At 63.0% G+C, this 16,988-nt stretch carries 13 protein-coding genes and 1 pseudogene; 12 read left to right on the top strand and 2 right to left on the bottom strand.

What is annotated here, in order from left to right:
- Positions 1-732: 732 nt before the first annotated feature.
- The 4 genes from CN538_RS11570 to glrR all read left to right on the top strand — a co-directional run bounded on the left by CN538_RS11570 (position 733) and on the right by glrR (position 4,291).
- Positions 733-1,248, top strand: coding sequence for a hypothetical protein (locus tag CN538_RS11570; RefSeq protein ID WP_106419517.1), 516 nt, complete (start codon positions 733-735; stop codon positions 1,246-1,248).
- A gap of 486 nt (positions 1,249-1,734) precedes the next feature.
- On the top strand, positions 1,735-2,223 hold the full coding sequence (locus CN538_RS11580; RefSeq protein WP_106419519.1) for a sensor histidine kinase: 489 nt from the start codon (positions 1,735-1,737) through the stop codon (positions 2,221-2,223).
- Complete coding sequence (locus tag CN538_RS11585; protein WP_106419520.1) at positions 2,220-2,756, top strand: hypothetical protein; 537 nt, start codon at positions 2,220-2,222, stop codon at positions 2,754-2,756. Before CN538_RS11580 ends, CN538_RS11585 begins: the two co-directional genes overlap by 4 nt.
- Before the next feature lie 155 nt (positions 2,757-2,911).
- Positions 2,912-4,291: a two-component system response regulator GlrR gene (gene glrR, locus CN538_RS11590; RefSeq protein WP_106420627.1), complete on the top strand. Its 1,380-nt coding sequence runs from the start codon at positions 2,912-2,914 to the stop codon at positions 4,289-4,291.
- 93 nt (positions 4,292-4,384) lie between these two features.
- Here the strand turns inward: glrR and CN538_RS11595 are convergent, their stop codons facing one another.
- Positions 4,385-5,326: a LysR family transcriptional regulator gene (locus tag CN538_RS11595; protein WP_106419521.1), complete on the bottom strand. Its 942-nt coding sequence runs from the start codon at positions 5,324-5,326 to the stop codon at positions 4,385-4,387.
- Between the two features lie 109 nt (positions 5,327-5,435).
- Here CN538_RS11595 and CN538_RS11600 point away from each other — a divergent pair, with 109 nt between their 5' ends.
- Complete coding sequence (locus CN538_RS11600; protein ID WP_106419522.1) at positions 5,436-6,260, top strand: NAD(P)H-dependent oxidoreductase; 825 nt, start codon at positions 5,436-5,438, stop codon at positions 6,258-6,260.
- Positions 6,261-6,298: 38 nt separating this feature from the next.
- Here CN538_RS11600 and xseA read toward each other — a convergent pair whose 3' ends face one another.
- Positions 6,299-7,693, bottom strand: a complete 1,395-nt coding sequence (xseA, locus tag CN538_RS11605; RefSeq protein WP_106419523.1) for an exodeoxyribonuclease VII large subunit — start codon at positions 7,691-7,693, stop codon at positions 6,299-6,301.
- 245 nt (positions 7,694-7,938) lie between these two features.
- Here xseA and guaB point away from each other — a divergent pair, with 245 nt between their 5' ends.
- The 7 genes and pseudogenes from guaB (at position 7,939) to CN538_RS11645 (ending at position 16,974) form a co-directional block, all read left to right on the top strand.
- Positions 7,939-9,408, top strand: a complete 1,470-nt coding sequence (guaB, locus tag CN538_RS11610) for an IMP dehydrogenase (protein WP_106419524.1) — start codon at positions 7,939-7,941, stop codon at positions 9,406-9,408.
- A 171-nt stretch (positions 9,409-9,579) separates the two neighbouring features.
- On the top strand, positions 9,580-11,154 hold the full coding sequence (guaA, locus tag CN538_RS11615) for a glutamine-hydrolyzing GMP synthase (protein WP_106419525.1): 1,575 nt from the start codon (positions 9,580-9,582) through the stop codon (positions 11,152-11,154).
- 357 nt (positions 11,155-11,511) lie between these two features.
- The gene (locus tag CN538_RS11620) at positions 11,512-12,309 is read left to right on the top strand and encodes a sce7726 family protein (RefSeq protein ID WP_242495023.1); all 798 of its coding nucleotides are present in this window, start codon (positions 11,512-11,514) and stop codon (positions 12,307-12,309) included.
- Positions 12,310-12,370: 61 nt separating this feature from the next.
- Positions 12,371-13,251: pseudogene (locus CN538_RS11625) on the top strand (sce7725 family protein).
- Between the two features lie 5 nt (positions 13,252-13,256).
- Positions 13,257-14,279: an RES family NAD+ phosphorylase gene (locus CN538_RS11630; protein WP_106419527.1), complete on the top strand. Its 1,023-nt coding sequence runs from the start codon at positions 13,257-13,259 to the stop codon at positions 14,277-14,279.
- A 582-nt stretch (positions 14,280-14,861) separates the two neighbouring features.
- The gene (locus tag CN538_RS11640; protein ID WP_106419528.1) at positions 14,862-15,686 is read left to right on the top strand and encodes an alpha/beta hydrolase family protein; all 825 of its coding nucleotides are present in this window, start codon (positions 14,862-14,864) and stop codon (positions 15,684-15,686) included.
- A gap of 367 nt (positions 15,687-16,053) precedes the next feature.
- The gene (locus CN538_RS11645; RefSeq protein ID WP_106420628.1) at positions 16,054-16,974 is read left to right on the top strand and encodes a LysR family transcriptional regulator; all 921 of its coding nucleotides are present in this window, start codon (positions 16,054-16,056) and stop codon (positions 16,972-16,974) included.
- Positions 16,975-16,988: the final 14 nt, after the last annotated feature.

Raw genomic sequence — 16,988 nt, forward strand, 5'->3', positions numbered from 1 at the left:
TGCTCCCCGGCGTGGTTTTCGCCGCCTGCCGTTTCCAGTTCGCCTCCTGATCTCACGTGCCAAAATAAGTTTTTGATTTAAAAGTAAAATAAAAAACTGGCACGCCGTTGGCAATATCATTTCACGAGAGCGACGAGACGAGTCTTCCGAGCTTGTCTCATCGAGTCTCGCCGCGGCCCATCATCACCCTGTGCCGGGCCCGGTGAACTCGAGAGCGTCCGCTCCACGCGATTGTGACTTAGGTTGCGATGAGACGGGTGCGGCCTGCGGGCAAGGAGATGCACCATTAGGGCAAGGATGCCCAGGCAAGGATGCCTTCCCCTCCTGCGAGGGGACCCATGATAACCGGCCGCTGCGGCGACCGGTTCAGGACTGGGACAGGCGGTTCGCCGCCACGCACCACGACAGCCCCTGATTGGCCAATGTCGTGATTGCGGTTCCAGGGGCCTTACGGCCCGCGGAACGCCTTCGAACAGCTGATTCAGGCAGTTTTTCAAGGGCGTTCCAGTAACCCTTCAGTTCCCTGCGTACCTTGGGCCGGCTCTGCCGGCCCTCTTTTTTTGCGGCTGTTGGGTTTTCTACAGCTACTACTGGTTTTTTGCGGCTGCCAGATGTTTGCGGCCGGTAAGGCCGCGGCGGGCGCCTGTGTCGCCGCATGGGCATTCAATAAAAATGTTATCCTTGCGGAACGATCCATGACTCGAATGGGCCACCTGCACAGAGCCACGATTTATGACTTCCGAGCTCTCCCGGCGCTGGCGCCCGCGCTCACTGATGCAACTGGTACTGCTGGCGTTTCTCTTCGTCATGCTGCCGATCGCCATTCTCATGTTCAGGCGGCCAGGCGCTGCCCAACTCTCCTCGCTGGCTGACCAGAGCGCGCGCAGGCGGTGGAAGAAACCCGCCGTGCGCGCATGCTCAGCTCGCTGGCGCTGCAGATGGAGCGCGCGCGCGCGCCAGTACGCGGTGATCGAAGAAGAAGGCCTGCGCGACATCTACAACGAGAAGTCGCGCCAGTTCGGCGAAACTGCTGGCCCAGCACCGAGCGCGCTGGGTGACAACCCCGATCCAGTCGCTGGCGGCGCGCTACGCCCAGCTCGCGGTGCTGCCGCAGATGCCCAGCGACGACATGGAGCCTTCCTCGATCGCTTCTCCGGCTTCGCCAGCGAGTCCGACGCCGTCCGCGAGGCGACCAACACTCTGATCGACGAGCGCATCGCCATATCCGCGAGCAGGCCAACGCGGTGAAGGCGCGGTGTGGATGCAGTCGGCAGCGCTGGTCTCCGCCAGCCTGATGCTGATGCTGTTCTTCACCTGGCTGATCACGCGCCCCATCCGCCAGCTCGAACAGCGTATCTTCGGGCTCGGCAGCGGCGAGCCGGAACCTCGCCGGTGCGATTTCAAGGCCCGGCGGAGAGCTGGTCCAGCTGGGCGAGCGTCTGACTTGGCTGGCCCCACGGCTCTCCGAGCTGGAGGCCCAGAAGCAGCAGTTCCTGCGCCATATGTCCCACGAGCTCAAGACCCCGCTGGCGAGTATCCGCGAGGGCAACCGCGTGCTCTCCGACGGGGGTCGCCGGTGCGCTCAACGAGCGCCAGGACGAGATCGTCGGGCTGATCGACGACAACGGCCAGGAGCTGCAGCGCTTGATCGAGCAACTGCTCGACTACAACCTGCTGCAGAACAGCCGCTGCGGACGGTGACCCACTTCGATCTCGCCCACGGTGATCCAGGAGGTGCTGGCCAAGCATCGCCTGGCGCTCGACAGCAAAGGGATGCAGGTGACCAGCCCGCATCACCCGCTGATCTGGCAGGCCGACCGCGAGCGCACCGCGCGCATCCTCGACAACCTGATCTCCAACGCCATCGCCTACGGCGAGGATGGCGGCCGCCTGATCATTCGCCTGGCGCAGCAGCGCGATTGGCTGACACTCGATGTGGCCAACAGCGGCGAGCCGATCGCCGAGGCTGACCGCGAGCATCTGTTCAAGGCGTTCTACCAGGGCAGTGCGCGGCGCAAGGGGCCACTCAAGGGCTCGGGGATCGGGCTCTCGATCGCCGCCGACTGCGCGCGCCTGCAGCAGGGCGATCTGGCCCTGGCGGCGGATACCGAACTACCGGTCTGCTTTCGGCTGACCCTGCCCTGGGTCGAGCCGGCAGCCGACGATAACGAGGCCAGCGGCCCCGCGGGCACGCTGACCCATGACGCAAGGACGACGACATGATCATGCGAATGAAGGGCGTGCTGGCATTGGCCGCACTGGCCCTGCTCAGCGGCTGCCAGTCGCTGGCCGAAACCGACGCGCCGCCCCCGGGCTGCGGCGAGCTGCCCACCTTTGCCGACAACGTCTGCCTGCTCGACTCCTGGGTCGCCTTCGGGCTCGATGCCCAGCGCGGCGATACCGAGTGGCGCGAGATGATGCTCGGGCGGCTGGATGGCTCGCGTGCGGATCAAAAGGCCGCGCGCGCGGTGGTGCTGGCGTGGGATGGCCCCCAGGACTGGCGCCGGGCCTCCGATCTCTACAAGGCGAGTATCAGCAGTGCGCCGACGCGCCTGCAGCCGCTCTTGCAGCAGTGGCTCAACGATCTGGAGAAGCGCCGCCAGCTCTATGCCCAGCGCGCCAGCGCTAGCGGGGGCGGCAGCGCCAGTCAGGCGCTCCAGCGCGAGAACGAGGCGCTGAAACAGCAGCTCAAGGAGATGTCGGACAAGCTCGACGCGCTCACCGACATCGAAAGAACGATCAACTCACGCGACTGAGCCATCGGCTCGCGCAGCGGCTCCGGCCCCGCGCGATCCCGTCACACCGAACGTGACCGGTCTGTCTCGATGACAGGCCGCGCGATGGCAGGAGGAGTCCATTCATGTCTTTGCAAACCGACGTCACCAAGCGCCGCCCGACGCGCACCCCCGCCATGCAGCCGGGGCGCTCGACCAGCACTGCGCACATCCTGCTGGTCGACGACGACCCCAGCCTGCTCAAACTGCTGGGCATGCGTCTGGAGAGCCGTGGCTTTCGCGTCACCACCGCCGAAAGCGGCCGCGCCGCGCTCAGCCACCTGGCCGACGACACCCCGGATCTGGTGCTCTCCGATCTGCGCATGGACGAGATGGATGGGCTGGCGCTGTTCCACGAACTGCAGCGCCGGGTGCCCGGCATGCCGGTGATCATCCTCACCGCTCACGGCTCGATCCCCGATGCGGTGAGCGCCACCCAGCAGGGGGTGTTCAGCTTCCTGACCAAGCCGGTCGACCGTGACGAGCTGTTCGCCGCCATCGACGAAGCGCTGGCACAGACGCCGACCACCCGCGGCGAAGGTGGCGAGATGTGGCGCTCCAAGATCATCACCCGCAGCCCGCAGATGGAGCGCATTCTGGAGCAGGCCTATATGGTCGCTGCCTCCGATGTCAGCGTGCTGGTGACCGGCCCCAGCGGTACCGGCAAGGAGCTGCTGGCCAACGCCATGCACCAGGCCAGCCCGCGTGCCGACAAGCCGTTCGTGGCGATCAACTGCGGCGCGCTGCCGGAGCAACTGCTCGAGAGCGAGCTGTTCGGCCACGCCCGCGGCGCCTTCACCGGCGCGGTCAGCCAGCACGAGGGGCTGTTCCTGGCCGCGGACGGCGGCACTCTGTTCCTCGACGAGATCGGCGACATGCCGCTGACCCTGCAGGTCAAGCTGCTGCGCGCGCTGCAGGAGCGCCAGATCCGCCCGCTGGGCAGCACCAAGTCGGTGCCGATCGACGTGCGCATCATCTCGGCGACCCACCGCGATCTCGACCGTGCCATGCACGAAGGCGACTTCCGCGAGGATCTCTACTACCGCCTCAACGTGGTCAATCTCAAGCTGCCGCCGCTCAAGGAGCGTGCCGAGGACATCCCACTGCTGGCCAAGCACATGGTGGCCCAGGTCGCCGCCCGGCATAAATCGTTCGTCAAGGGCTTCTCACCGGAGGCGCTCAACCTGCTCGCCTCCAGCGCCTGGCCCGGCAACGTGCGCCAGCTGGTCAACGTGGTCGAGCAGTGCGTGGCGCTGACCAGCACGCCGATGATCCCCGAAGCGCTGGTCTCCCAGGCGCTGGCGGCGGAGGAGAACGCGCTGCCCTCGTTCAGCGAAGCGCGCGCCGGCTTCGAACGCAGCTATCTGATCAAGGTGCTCAAGATCACCGAAGGCAATGTCACCCAGGCGGCGCGTATCGCCGGGCGCAACCGCACCGACTTCTACAAGCTGCTGGCCCGCCACGAGCTCGACCCCGGCGCCTTCAAGCCCACCGCGATGCCCGACGCCACTAGCTGAGCGCCTTCGGCGCCGGCGGTGTTAGCCGCCGGCGTCTCTTGATGTCTTACGCTATGTCTCTCTCTACGTCTCTAGCTCTACGACCCTCACGCGCTAAACACCGCTCTCCGGCCCAGCCGACGCTGCCGGCTGCCCCGAGCCAGCCTGAACCAGATCCGCGAGGCGCTGACGTAGCCAGCGCTGCAGCGGGTGAGTGGTGGTGCGCTCGTGCCACAGCAGGGCCATATCGAAGCCGGGCACGATCAGCGGCGGCGCCAGCCGCTGCAGTTGTTCATCTCTCCCCGCGGCGACCCGTGAGGGCACCAGGGCAAGCAGCTCGCTGCGCGCCACGATCTCCGGCACGACCAGAAATCCCGGCGCCGAGAGCGCCACACGGCGGCGCCGGCCGACCGCCGCCAGGGCGTCGTCCACCGGCCCGCGGAAGCCACCGCCCTGGGGCGAGACGATGACGTGCTCCAGCGCGCAGAAGGTATCGAGATCGAGCGGGTCGCCCACCTCGGGGTGCCCGGAACGGGCGATCGCCACGTAGTGCTCGTGGTAGAGCCTGCGCATGCGTAGGGCGTCCGGCGCCATCTCCGGCATCGTCAGCGCCAGATCGATCTCACCCCGGGCCATCTGCGCCGCCAGTGCGGCGTGGTCCAGCGTGCGCCAGGCGATCGCCAGCCCCGGGGCCTCGCGTCTCAGCGCCAGGGCCAGTGGCAGCAGCACCGCGTACTGTACGTAATCGCTGGCGGCGAGGGTCACCGTGGCACTGGCGGTGGCCGGGTCGAAGGGGCTGGTGCTCGCCACCACCTGGCGCACGCTCTCGAGGGCCGCGTGCAGCGGCGCCTGCAGCTCCAGTGCGCGCTGGGTCGGGATCATGCCGCGCTGGGCGGGCCAGCAGGGGTCACCCAGCAGCTCGCGCAGCCGGGTCAGGCGGGTGGAGATCGCCGGCTGGCTGAGATGCAGGCGTTCGGCGGCGCGGCTGACGTTGCGCTCCGCCAGCAGGGTGTCGAGGGTCATCAGCAGATTGAGGTCCAGCCGCTCGATATCCATTCAGTTTATACCTGGAAATAAAATATCTGATTTCAAAGATACCAGAGCCGGCGGCAAGATCGTGATCGACCCCGCACACCCGCGGAACGACCACCGACAAGGAGCCGGCATGTCCCATATTCTGATCATCCACGCCCACCCCGAACCGCAGTCGCTGACCAGCGCGCTGAAAGATATGGCGGTGGCCACCCTTGAAGCGCAAGGGCACGAGGTGCAGGTCTCCGACCTCTACGCCATGCGCTGGAAGACACTCGCCGACCGCGAGGATTTCACCGAGACGTTCGATGCCGAGCGGCTGCGCTATATCGCCGAGTCCCGCCACGCCTACGCCGCCGATACCCAGACCGCGGATATCGCCGCCGAGCAGCAGAAGCTGTTGTGGGCCGATGCGGTGCTGTTCAGCTTTCCGCTGTGGTGGTTCGGCATGCCGGCGATTCTCAAGGGCTGGGTCGACCGGGTGTTCGCCTTCGGCTTCGCCTATGGCGTGGGGGAGCATGGCGGCGAGCGCTGGGGTGACCGCTACGGCGAAGGCATGCTGGCCGGTCGCCGCGCAATGCTGATGGTGCCGATCGGCGGTCGCGCGCCGCACTACAGCGAGCGCGGCGTCAACGGCAGCCTGGAGGAGATTCTGTGGCCGATTCATCACGGCACGCTGTTCTATCCCGGGCTGACGGTCATGCCGCCGTTTCCGGTCTATTCGAGCGATCGCCTGGACGATGCTAGCTGGCAGCAGGTGGCGGCGGATCTCGAGCAGCGCCTGGCGGGGCTGTTCAGCGATGCGCCGATCGCCTATCGGCGCCAGAACGGCGGCCATTACGATCGTGATCAGCGTCTCAAGCCGGGGCTAGGGAAGGGTGAGAGTGGTACGCGGATTCATCTCGTGCAGCTGGGTGACCCGGAGCAGCGTCCGGCGCGCCGGGTGGGGCAGAGCTGAAGCGAATCAACGCTGAAACGGGTCCCTGAGCGGTTGTATCACCGCTGTGGTTTTGAGCCCTTCAGGCGTCGCTTCACTTCCAGCTTCAGACGCCCCTCGCCGAGGCGGGCGGTGAGCGTCTGGCCCGGCTGGGTCTGGCTGGCGCGGATCACCTGGCCGCTGTCATCCTGCAGGATCGCGTAGCCGCGCCCGAGTACCGCCAGCGGGCTGACCGCGTTGAGCTCCCGCGCCACCCCTTCGAGCCGCTGGCGCTCCTGGCGCAGGCGCATCTGCTGGGCCGCTTCGAGGCGCGTGCCCAGGCGCTCGACCCGCTCGCGGGCCTGGCCCAGGGTGCGGCTGGGGTCGAGCAGGGCGAAGCGGCGCTGGGTGGCATCGTAGCGCTGGCGCTCCTGTTGCAGACGCTGGCGCATCGCCAGACGTAGACGCCGCTCCAGCCCATCCAGGTGCTGGCGCTGCTGGGCCAGACGCTCGCCCGGGTGGCGCAGGCGCGCGCGCAGATGATCCAGGCGCTGCGCCTCGGCATCGGCACGCTGCTGCCAGGCGCGCACCAGCCGACCGCGCTGCTGGGCCAGCCCCGCGCTCAGCTCGCGGCGGTCCGGCACCAGCCGCTCCGCCGCCGCCGAGGGGGTCGGCGCGCGCAGATCGGCGGCGAACTCGGCCAGGGTGAAATCCACCTCGTGGCCGATGGCGGCCAGCACCGGCAGGCGCGAATGAAAGATCGCCCGCGCCAGATGTTCGTCATTGAATGCCCACAGATCTTCCAGGCTACCGCCGCCGCGGGTGATCAGCACGGCATCGAACGGCTCAGGGGCGCCCGGTGCCCGCTCCGCGACCGGCATCTCGGCGTCTCGCCGTGCCTGGCGGTTGATCAGCGCGAGCGCACGGATCAGCGCCGGCGGTGCCTCGCGCCCCTGTACCGGCGTCGGGAACAGGCTCACCCGGGTCAGCGGCCAGCGCGCCGCGAGCACCGCCAGCACATCGCGGATCGCCGCGCCGCTGGGTGAAGTGATCAGCGCCAGGTGGCGCGGCGGATAGGGCAGGGCGCGCGCATTGGCGAACACGCCCTCGGCCTCCAGCTGGCGCTTGAGCCGCTCGTAGGCCGCCATCAGCTCGCCTTCGCCGCTCGCCTGCACCGCATCGACGATCAACTGATAGTCGCCGCGCGGTTCGAAGATCGACACTCGCCCGCGCACCTTGACGCGATCGCCATCCTTCAGCGCCACGCGGGAGAGGCTGGCGCGGTTGCGGAAGAAGGCACAGCGCAGCTGCGCCCGGGCATCCTTCAGCGTGAAGTAGAGATGGCCGGAAGCAGGGCGCGCCAGACCCGAGATCTCGCCCTCGACCCAGCAGTCGCCGAAGCCGCGCTCCAGCATCTGGCGCGCCTGGCGGTTGAGATCGCTGACAGAAAGGGCCTGGGGCGTCGGGGCGGGCATTCGGGTTTCCAGCACTCGGGGGATGGCCCGGCAGCGTAACACGAAGGCCGCCACGGGCGGCAGCGCGACCCGTCAGGCCACTTCGGCGGCGCGTGACTTCTCTATCGGCATTGAGGCTCATCGACCAAATGACTATAATGCGCGATTAACTTTTCGCAGCACCCGCCGAGTCGTCAGTCCCCAGACCCGGCGCCGGACGGGCGTTGCCACCGGCCCCCACCACCTGCCAAATTGGGTTTCCGACTATGCTACGTATGGCGCAAGAAGCTCTTACGTTCGATGACGTATTACTCGTACCCCGCTACTCGGATGTCCTGCCCAGAGACGTCGACCTCAGATCCCGCCTGACCCGCAAGCTGACCCTCAACATCCCGCTGCTCTCTTCCGCCATGGACACCGTCACCGAAGCGCGCCTGGCCATCGCCATGGCCCAGGAAGGTGGCATCGGCATCATCCACAAGAACATGACCATCGCCCAGCAGGCGTCGGAAGTGCGCAAGGTCAAGAAGCACGAGAGCGTCATCGTCAAGGACCCGGTCACCGTGGGCCCGAACGCCAAGCTTCAGGATCTGCTCTCGATGGCCGAAGAGTACGGCTACTCCGGCTTTCCGGTGGTCGAGGGCGAGACGCTGGTGGGCATCGTCACCGGGCGTGACATGCGCTTCCAGCCGGACCACAGCGACACCGTCGAAGCGATCATGACCCCGCGGGACAAGCTGGTCACCGTGCTCGAAGGCACCGATCTCGACACCATCAAGTCGAAGCTGCAGGAAAACCGCATCGAGAAGATCCTGGTCGTCGACAAGGACTTCCACCTGCGCGGCCTGGTCACCGTGCGCGACATCGAAAAGGCGCGCACCTATCCCAACGCCGCCAAGGACGCCGACGGCCGCCTGCTGGTGGGTGCCGCCGTGGGCACCGGCCCGGAGACCCCGGAGCGGGTCGCGGCGCTGGTCGAAGCCGGCGTCGACGCGCTGGTGGTCGACACCGCCCATGGCCACTCCAAGGGCGTGATCGACCGCGTGCGCTGGGTCAAGGAGCACTACCCGGAGCTGCAGGTGATCGGCGGCAACATCGCCACCGGTGACGCCGCCGTGGCGCTGGCCGAAGCCGGCGCAGACGCGGTCAAGGTGGGCATCGGCCCCGGCTCCATCTGCACCACCCGCGTGGTTACTGGTGTCGGCGTGCTGCAGATCACCGCGGTGTCCAACGTCGCCGAGGCGCTTGCCCCCTACGATATTCCGCTGATCGCCGATGGCGGCATCCGCTACTCCGGCGATATCGCCAAGGCGATCGTCGCCGGCGCCAGCACGGTGATGCTGGGCAGCATGCTCGCCGGTACCGAAGAGTCCCCGGGCGAGGTCGAGCTGTTCCAGGGCCGTACCTACAAGGCCTACCGTGGCATGGGCTCGATGGGCGCCATGTCCCAGAGCCAGGGCTCCTCCGACCGCTACTTCCAGAGCAAGGAAGAGGGCGTCGAGAAGCTGGTGCCGGAAGGGATCGAAGGCCGAGTCGCCTACAAGGGCCAGATGAGCGCTATCGTGCACCAGATGATGGGCGGCCTGCGCGCCTCCATGGGCTACACCGGCTGCCACAACATCGACGAGATGCGCACGCTGCCGGAGTTCGTCAAGATCACCGGCGCCGGCGTGGTCGAGTCCCATGTGCACGATGTGCAGATCACCAAGGAAGCGCCGAACTACCGCGGCGCCTGATCGTTAGTGATTCTGGAAACCTCCTGTGCATCGCTCGAAAGGTTTCCCGTCATGGCCGAGTGCCCCTTGCAGGGGCTCGGCCATCGACACAGTTTCCAGCCATTTCCGGCTTTGTCAGCGGCGCCTAACAGCGCCGCTGCTCGTTTAAGACTCACACCCAGGGCTCATTCGATGACCGACATCCATTCGCACAAGATCCTGATTCTCGACTTCGGCTCCCAGTACACCCAGCTGATCGCCCGCCGCGTGCGCGAGATCGGGGTCTACTCGGAGATCCGCGCCTTCGATATCACCGAAGAAGAGATCCGCGAATACAACCCCAACGGCATCATCCTCTCCGGCGGGCCGGAGTCGGTCTCCGAGCTGGGCTCGCCGCGTGCGCCGGAATGCGTGTTCGAACTGGGCCTGCCGGTGTTCGGCATCTGCTACGGCATGCAGACCATGGCGGAACAGCTCGGCGGCGCCACCGAAGGCTCCGACAAGCGTGAGTTCGGCTACGCCCAGATCAACGTCTCCAGCGAAGACGACCTGCTCGGCGGCATCAAGGATCACGTCGGCCACGACGGCGGCGCACTGCTCGACGTCTGGATGAGCCATGGCGACAAGGTCGCCCGCGCCCCGGCCGAGTTCACCGTCACCGCCTCGACGCAGAGCTGCCCGATCGCCGCCATGAGCTGGGCGGAAAAGCGCTTCTACGGCGTACAGTTCCACCCGGAAGTGACCCACACCCTGCAGGGCCAGCGCATCCTCGAACGCTTCGTGCTCGAGATCTGCCAGGCCGAGCGGCTGTGGACCCCGGCGCAGATCATCGAAGACCTGACCGAGCGCGTCCGCGCCCAGGTCGGCGACCGCCACGTGCTGCTCGGCCTCTCCGGCGGGGTCGACTCCTCCGTGGTCGCCGCACTCCTTCACAAGGCGATCGGCGAGCAGCTCACCTGTGTGTTCGTCGATAACGGCCTGCTGCGCAAGCAAGAAGGCGACCAGGTGATGGAGACCTTCTCCCAGCACATGGGGGTCAAAGTGATCCGGGTCGACGCCGAGGATGAGTTCTTGACCAAGCTCGGCGGTGAAAACGATCCCGAAGCCAAGCGCAAGATCATCGGCAACACCTTCATCGACGTCTTCGACCGCGAAGCGGCCAAGATCGACGGTGTCGACTTCCTCGCCCAGGGCACCATCTACCCGGACGTGATCGAATCCGCCGCCAGCAAGACCGGCAAGGCCCACGTGATCAAGTCGCACCACAACGTCGGCGGTCTGCCCGAGACCATGAAGCTCAAGCTGGTCGAACCGCTGCGCGAACTGTTCAAGGACGAAGTGCGCAAGCTCGGCCTGGAACTCGGCCTGCCCTACGACATGGTCTACCGCCACCCCTTCCCGGGGCCGGGCCTGGGCGTGCGTATTCTCGGCGAAGTCAAAAAAGAGTACGCCGACATTCTGCGTGAAGCCGATGCCATCTTCATCGAAGAGCTGCACAACGCCGACTGGTACCACAAGACCAGCCAGGCCTTTGCCGTCTTCCTGCCGGTGAAGTCGGTCGGCGTGGTCGGCGACGGCCGCCGCTACGAATGGGTCATCGCCCTGCGCGCCGTCGAAACCATCGACTTCATGACCGCCCGCTGGGCCCACCTGCCGTACGAGTTGCTCGAAAAGGTTTCTAACCGCATCATCAACGAGATCAGCGGCGTCTCCCGCGTGACCTACGACGTGAGCAGCAAGCCGCCCGCGACGATCGAGTGGGAGTGAGTAGAGTAGGCTATATCTGAACGATTGATGAAAAATTAGAGCAGGGTCTGTGTTTTGAAGCATCGTATCCGAGCTGGCTAGCAACTCATGGATGCTTATGGCATTGGAATTTCGGCACACCATAGGACTATTGTCTAAGTGTGCCGTCTGAACTGGGCGCCTGCTCATGCTTGGCAAGACTATCCATAAACGATAGCCTTCTGGCGATATAGCTCTACTTTAAGCCTGAATGCATATGCATTTTTGGGTGGTTTGAATGGTGAAATGAAAAATTATACTACGACACAACTGTCTGCTCTTCCTCGGCTTTTTTCTGCCTCCGTCTTTCGCGAGATGGCAAGAAAAGGTCGGTCTGGTATGTTTCGTAGCCTGCTGGAACAGACTGATTTGGTCAGTCATGCTGATCCGCATGCGACTGTGGGGGATGCCTTCGACTCTGCATTCAATATTCTGAAAGTTGCTGGTCAGCGTGATGAGTATATTTACCGTACTGCGATCAGCCAGAAAGTGCTGATGGGCACACATTCGCTGCGCACAGCTTCAATGCTTAATGAGTTTCGTATTGACAGTAGTAAGGCTGATCTTGTTATCCTGAATGGCACTTCTACCGCCTATGAGATAAAGTCTGAGAGAGACTCGCTTGCGCGACTTGCTAAGCAAGTTGATGATTATAAAAAAGTTTTCGCTAAAGTAAATGTGATCGCGAGCGAAGGTCATATCGAGGGCGTGATGGAAACGGTCCCTGATGATGTGGGGGTAATGTGCCTTTCCAAACGCTACCGCATCGCAACTCTGCGCGAAGCAGTAGAGTATCCGGCGCGGATTTGTCCTGTGACTGTCTTTGAGTCCTTACGCATCGGCGAGAGCATCGCAATTTTGCAGGCGATGGGCGTTGCGATACCGGAGGTTCCCAATACGCAGAGACATACGACGATGCGTGATCTTTTCGCTACGCTAGATCCTATGGCACTACATGTGGAGATGGTAAGGACGCTCAAGCGGACGCGCAATCTGGCACCGCTTGGCGACTTTATCGATCGTTTGCCAAAGTCTTTGCAAGCTGCCGCGCTTTCTATATCGGTGCGCCGTAGTGATCACCCAAAACTGATTGACGCCATTGAGACTCCGCTGCATACAGCCATGACTTGGAGCTGACCGACACATGTATTATCCTTATTTTCGCGGGAAACAATTCGAGCTCATCACAATTCGCGAGATGGCGAGTTTACTCGCTGAAAAGGATTTCATACCTGTCATTGAGCCAGTGCGCGAGTCACTCAGTGGGCTTAAGAAGACTTTGACTGCGATATGTGATGCAGGAGGTCGTGCAGTCGTCATTGTGAATCCTTATCACGGAGACCATCAGGATGATGGGGCCGGTATTACGGATCTTCTGAAAGAGGATTTCAAGGATTTCGATAATATCTCTGCTGGTGTCCTGCTGCGTACGGACATGACCGTCGATGCGGTAATGACTTGCTATGGCCAACATGCCGCTCATAATCCTGTTCTAGTCCACGCGGGCTTCACCGCACCCAAGGCGCTGGCGGCCGCACTAGACGACAGCATGCTCGGCCTCACCAACGTCTTTGTCGAAGATCATGCAAAGCTCCTCTACCGGAAACATTTCGACCAGAGCACGTGTATCCTAGTGCGTGACGGTTTCAAGCGGCAACGCAATGCCGACTATCCGGAGCTGGAGGAGTTCTCGGATCTTCATGTTACCTATGGCGATCTCGGCATGGCAGGGTTTGGCGATTTTCTGATGGTCGGTGATGCTTACACTGAGGGCGGCGTCCAGCCTATGCCGTTGCGATCCACCTGACCTTCATCGACCCTGACAAGGACGATGTTATGTACATCTATCACTTCGTTTCGGACACGAAGGACACGCCGACCGATCCCGCTGGCAAGTTCGCTCAGGCGCTTGCGAAGCTTATCGCGAAACTAGATAGCGGCACCTCCCATATTCTCGAGACCGAAGCGATCGAGGCGTTTCGCGCTCTTCATGCTAAAGGCCACTTTCCGGGATTAGGCTACGTCAAAAAGCTCTCGATGAAGCACCACATCGAGACACTTGCGCACCATCTTGGCTGACCGGCATGTCAAAGCGTTTCTGTTGCCCGGAGTGCTTCGATGATCGCGTCCTGCACGATCAGCTTTTCCCAACCCTTGATCCCGGACATGGGATATGCGATTTCTGTGGGACCACTGATATCCAGCTCATTGAGCCGGAAAAGCTGGCCGACTATTTCGAGCTCCTAGTCAATGTATACGAGCCGAGTGAGGACGGGAAGTCGCTAGTCGAATGGATGAAAGAAGACTGGCTGCTCTTTAGCCATCAACGCATGGATATTGCCCACGCCAAGGAGTTGCTCGGCGAGATTCTCAATGACGGTGAGATCGTTCGACGCAGTTTCGCCCCGTCAGTGAACTATATAAGCGAAGGCCTCGCGCAATGGGACAAGCTGCGTGACGAGATGATGTATGCCAATCGCTGGTTTCTTGACGTAGCCATCGATGGGGAACGTCTCAAACAGCTGCTCGACATGCTGATAGCGCCGCCATTGCCCCAGCACTGGCATCGCGCGCGCATCCGCACAGATGATGAGGTCTTCCCAATCGAGAGAATGGGCGCACCGCCGAGGCGACGCTCGTCAAACGGCCGGGCCAATCCGGCCGGAATCCCCTACCTCTATCTAGGATCACTTCCTGAAACTGCTGTGGCAGAGATCAGGCCTCATACCGGCGAGGTAGCTTGCGTCGCCGAGTTCACGATCCCTGATATTAAGGCTGTGGACTTGCGCAATCCACGCAAGCTAGTTTCGCCCTTCATCCTGTCAGAGTCGAGCGCGATCGGTCAGCTGCGCGCCGACTTGCCGTTCCTTGAGCGTTTGGGTGAAGAATTGACTCGACCTGTTCAGCCGTCTGGGGCGGCGATCGACTATATACCGAGCCAGTACCTGTGTGAGTTCATTAAGAAGAAAGGGTTCGATGGGGTGGTCTATCGTAGTTCAGTCAGCGACGGTATCAATCTCGCTCTGTTCAATCCCGAACAGGCAGTCGGTGGGAATGTTACGCCCTACAATGTCACCAAGGTGTCGGTCGCAGTGGGGGCTGCCTAAGTAACCACAATATCGGACCAGCCTTTAGGTCCGGCGATCGCTATCCAGGACGACGTAGCCGACCCGCAAGGATTGGTGCGTCTGTTCCGTACCATGTGAGAATGGCTACGGAACTGTTTCTGTCGTGCGAAATCGAGTATCAAAACAATAGCTGTCATCGCTGCCGCCTCTGTAACTCCTTGGCTAGTTCGACCAAACATTCAGAACGACCGACCCAGTATGGCGCCAGATCCACTGCGGGTTCTTCGTCATCTATCATCTGGGCCAGCCACAGCCCCTCCTTGTCGGGGGCGGGGCCGCGATCACCGGCTTCATGACGGGCAAGCATGGGGCACCTTTCCAGGGCAGGCTGTCGCGACGCTTGCCCAGCGGGAACAGCTTGCGTGCCACTGAAGTGACCTCCTCTATGCCGGCCTGCTTCACTCCGACAAATCTGCTGGTGTAGGCATGCACTGACCGCGACCATGAAGGCTTGGCTATGTTCAAGACTACTGCTCAGTAGACCGATCTTCGTCCACCGTGGTTACCATGCTCCGGCTCAGGTAAGTTCTTCAGACCTGGAAGCCACATGGGAGCGTAGCCGTGCCACTCAATATCGTTCGCCGTTTGCTCCCCGAGTGGGGCACGACCTATGGCCCGCCGGGTGAGGGGCCCTTTCCTACCGTGATGATCCTGCATGGCTCGGAGGGTGCCTGGTCGGGCTGGAGCCATCGCAATGCGGTGCTCCTCGCCGCGCACGGCTTCCTGGCCTTTCCCTTCGGTTACTCCCAGGGTGGCAACGTCTGGAACGCAGGTAGCATTCATGAGGTGTCGTTGGACCGGAGCGTCGCCGCGTTGGAGGCCTTGCGTGGCTTCGATGTTTCCTCCGGCCGCGTTGGGCTCTACGGCGTTTCCCGTGGGGCGGAGCAAGCCCTGCTGCTGACGTCGTTGATGGCGCGAGACGGCGTACCGGGCATCGCCGATGCCGTGGCTGCGCACAGCCCGCCGGACTGTATCTGCGGCGCGTTCGATGGGCGCACCTTTCGCGATGTGGGTGACCCCGGCTGGCAAGCGTGGGATGGCGCCAACCGCGCCTGGAACTGGCGCGGATCGTCCGAGATGTTGCTGCCCACCCAGCCCATCGAGATCGAACGCTATACCGGCCCGTTGTTCCTCAGCCACGGCACGGCAGATAGCGTCTGGTCGGTGGCGATGACTCGCCGGCTCGAAGCCCGCTTGCAGGCCCATGGCCAAACGCCAGAGGTGTATTACTACGAAGGGGAGGACCATGTCCTGAGTAGTGAGGCGGAAAATACCCACCACACCCGACTGCTCGACTTCTTCGATCGCCATTGGCTGGCTGAGCGGTGCCCTGATGCCAGGGCCATGCGAAGACGCGTGGATCACCACTGGAAGGTCGCCGCTTAGGGTCAGAGGCAAGACGTATCAACGAAAACGGCCAGGCATATCGATGCCTGGCCGTTTTGCATTACGAGCGATGCTGGGCGAGATCAGCGGACGACACTGACCGGGCCGTGGTCGTCGCTCATCCGGTCCTCCTTATGGCGCTAACGTCAGAGCCCCGGCCTTGTAATCCTGGGAGTATCGGGTGCGGGGCTTTTCTTCATCGAAGCTGCTTGCCTTTCCGTGGGTTACCTCGTCTCAGTGTATTACTGAACGAGGTGTCCACTGCTGCTTGGCAAGATCAGGGGGCACTTCAAATCTGTTTTGATGCTTATGGTGCTATGTGGGTGTGGTTATAATTGCGTACCACGCAATGTTCATGAGCTTTGAGATGAAACATCCCGACTTGAACCTGTTGCTCGCCTTGGACGCTCTGTTGGAGGAGGGGAGCGTGGCGGGGGCGGCCCGCCGCATGCATCTGAGCCCGCCTGCGATGAGCCGGACTTTGGGCCGTATCCGAGAAACCCTGGGTGACCCGATATTCGTGCAGGCCGGTCGCAAGCTCGTCCCCACGCCGAGGGCCGTGGCTTTGCGTGAGCAGGTACGGGCAGCCGTGGAGCAGGCGTCAGCGGTGCTTGCACCGACAGCCGAGGTCGATCTGAAGACACTTGAGCGATGCTTCAATGTGCGTGCGACGGATGAATTCCTGAGCGTTCACATGGGGCGTTTGCTGGATGCGATGGCCACTGACATGCCGCTTGCCATGCTGCGTCTATCTCCGGAAGAGGACGACCTGGACGATGAGGCGCTGCGTAGTGGTCGCATCGATCTGTTTGTCAGCGCTTCCCGTAAGCTTGGGCCGGAGATCCGCGTGCAGCCACTATTCACCACGACTTTCGTCGGCGTGGCGCGCGAGAATCATCCGATTTTCGATGCTGACATCACCCTAGAGCAGTTCGTCCGTTGGGAACATGTTGGCGTTTCCCGTCGGGGTAAATCCCACGGCCCGATCGACGCCGCGCTGGAGAAGCATGGCTTGAAACGGCGTGTCTCTCTCGTTGTCTCCTCGCCCTATGTGGCACTGTTTGCGTTACAGGACGCCAACCTGATTTTGCCACTGCCCAGGCATCTCGCCAGCAGTGCTCTTGCCGCAGGGCTTCGCATTCGGTTGTTCGATTTGCCGATGGCGTTGGAAACCGCGCCACTTATTCAGGCCTGGCACCCCAGGCTTCAGAACGACCCTGCTCATCAGTGGTTAAGGCGCACGATCTATGACTTGTGCAACGCAGAGGCGTCGTTGCCCGTGACATAAAGCAGTACCCGCTT

Origin of the sequence: Salinicola tamaricis, from assembly GCF_003006155.1 — a bacterium.
GTDB lineage: Bacteria > Pseudomonadota > Gammaproteobacteria > Pseudomonadales > Halomonadaceae > Salinicola > Salinicola tamaricis.

Coding starts and splice junctions, on each gene's coding strand:
- CN538_RS11570 (WP_106419517.1), top strand. CDS start 733: ATGACTTCCGAGCTCTCCCGGCGCTGGCGCCCGCGCTCACTGATGCAA.
- CN538_RS11585 (WP_106419520.1), top strand. CDS start 2,220: ATGATCATGCGAATGAAGGGCGTGCTGGCATTGGCCGCACTGGCCCTG.
- glrR (WP_106420627.1), top strand. CDS start 2,912: ATGCAGCCGGGGCGCTCGACCAGCACTGCGCACATCCTGCTGGTCGAC.
- CN538_RS11595 (WP_106419521.1), bottom strand. CDS start 5,326: ATGGATATCGAGCGGCTGGACCTCAATCTGCTGATGACCCTCGACACC.
- CN538_RS11600 (WP_106419522.1), top strand. CDS start 5,436: ATGTCCCATATTCTGATCATCCACGCCCACCCCGAACCGCAGTCGCTG.
- xseA (WP_106419523.1), bottom strand. CDS start 7,693: ATGCCCGCCCCGACGCCCCAGGCCCTTTCTGTCAGCGATCTCAACCGC.
- guaB (WP_106419524.1), top strand. CDS start 7,939: ATGCTACGTATGGCGCAAGAAGCTCTTACGTTCGATGACGTATTACTC.
- guaA (WP_106419525.1), top strand. CDS start 9,580: ATGACCGACATCCATTCGCACAAGATCCTGATTCTCGACTTCGGCTCC.
- CN538_RS11620 (WP_242495023.1), top strand. CDS start 11,512: ATGTTTCGTAGCCTGCTGGAACAGACTGATTTGGTCAGTCATGCTGAT.
- CN538_RS11630 (WP_106419527.1), top strand. CDS start 13,257: ATGTCAAAGCGTTTCTGTTGCCCGGAGTGCTTCGATGATCGCGTCCTG.
- CN538_RS11645 (WP_106420628.1), top strand. CDS start 16,054: ATGAAACATCCCGACTTGAACCTGTTGCTCGCCTTGGACGCTCTGTTG.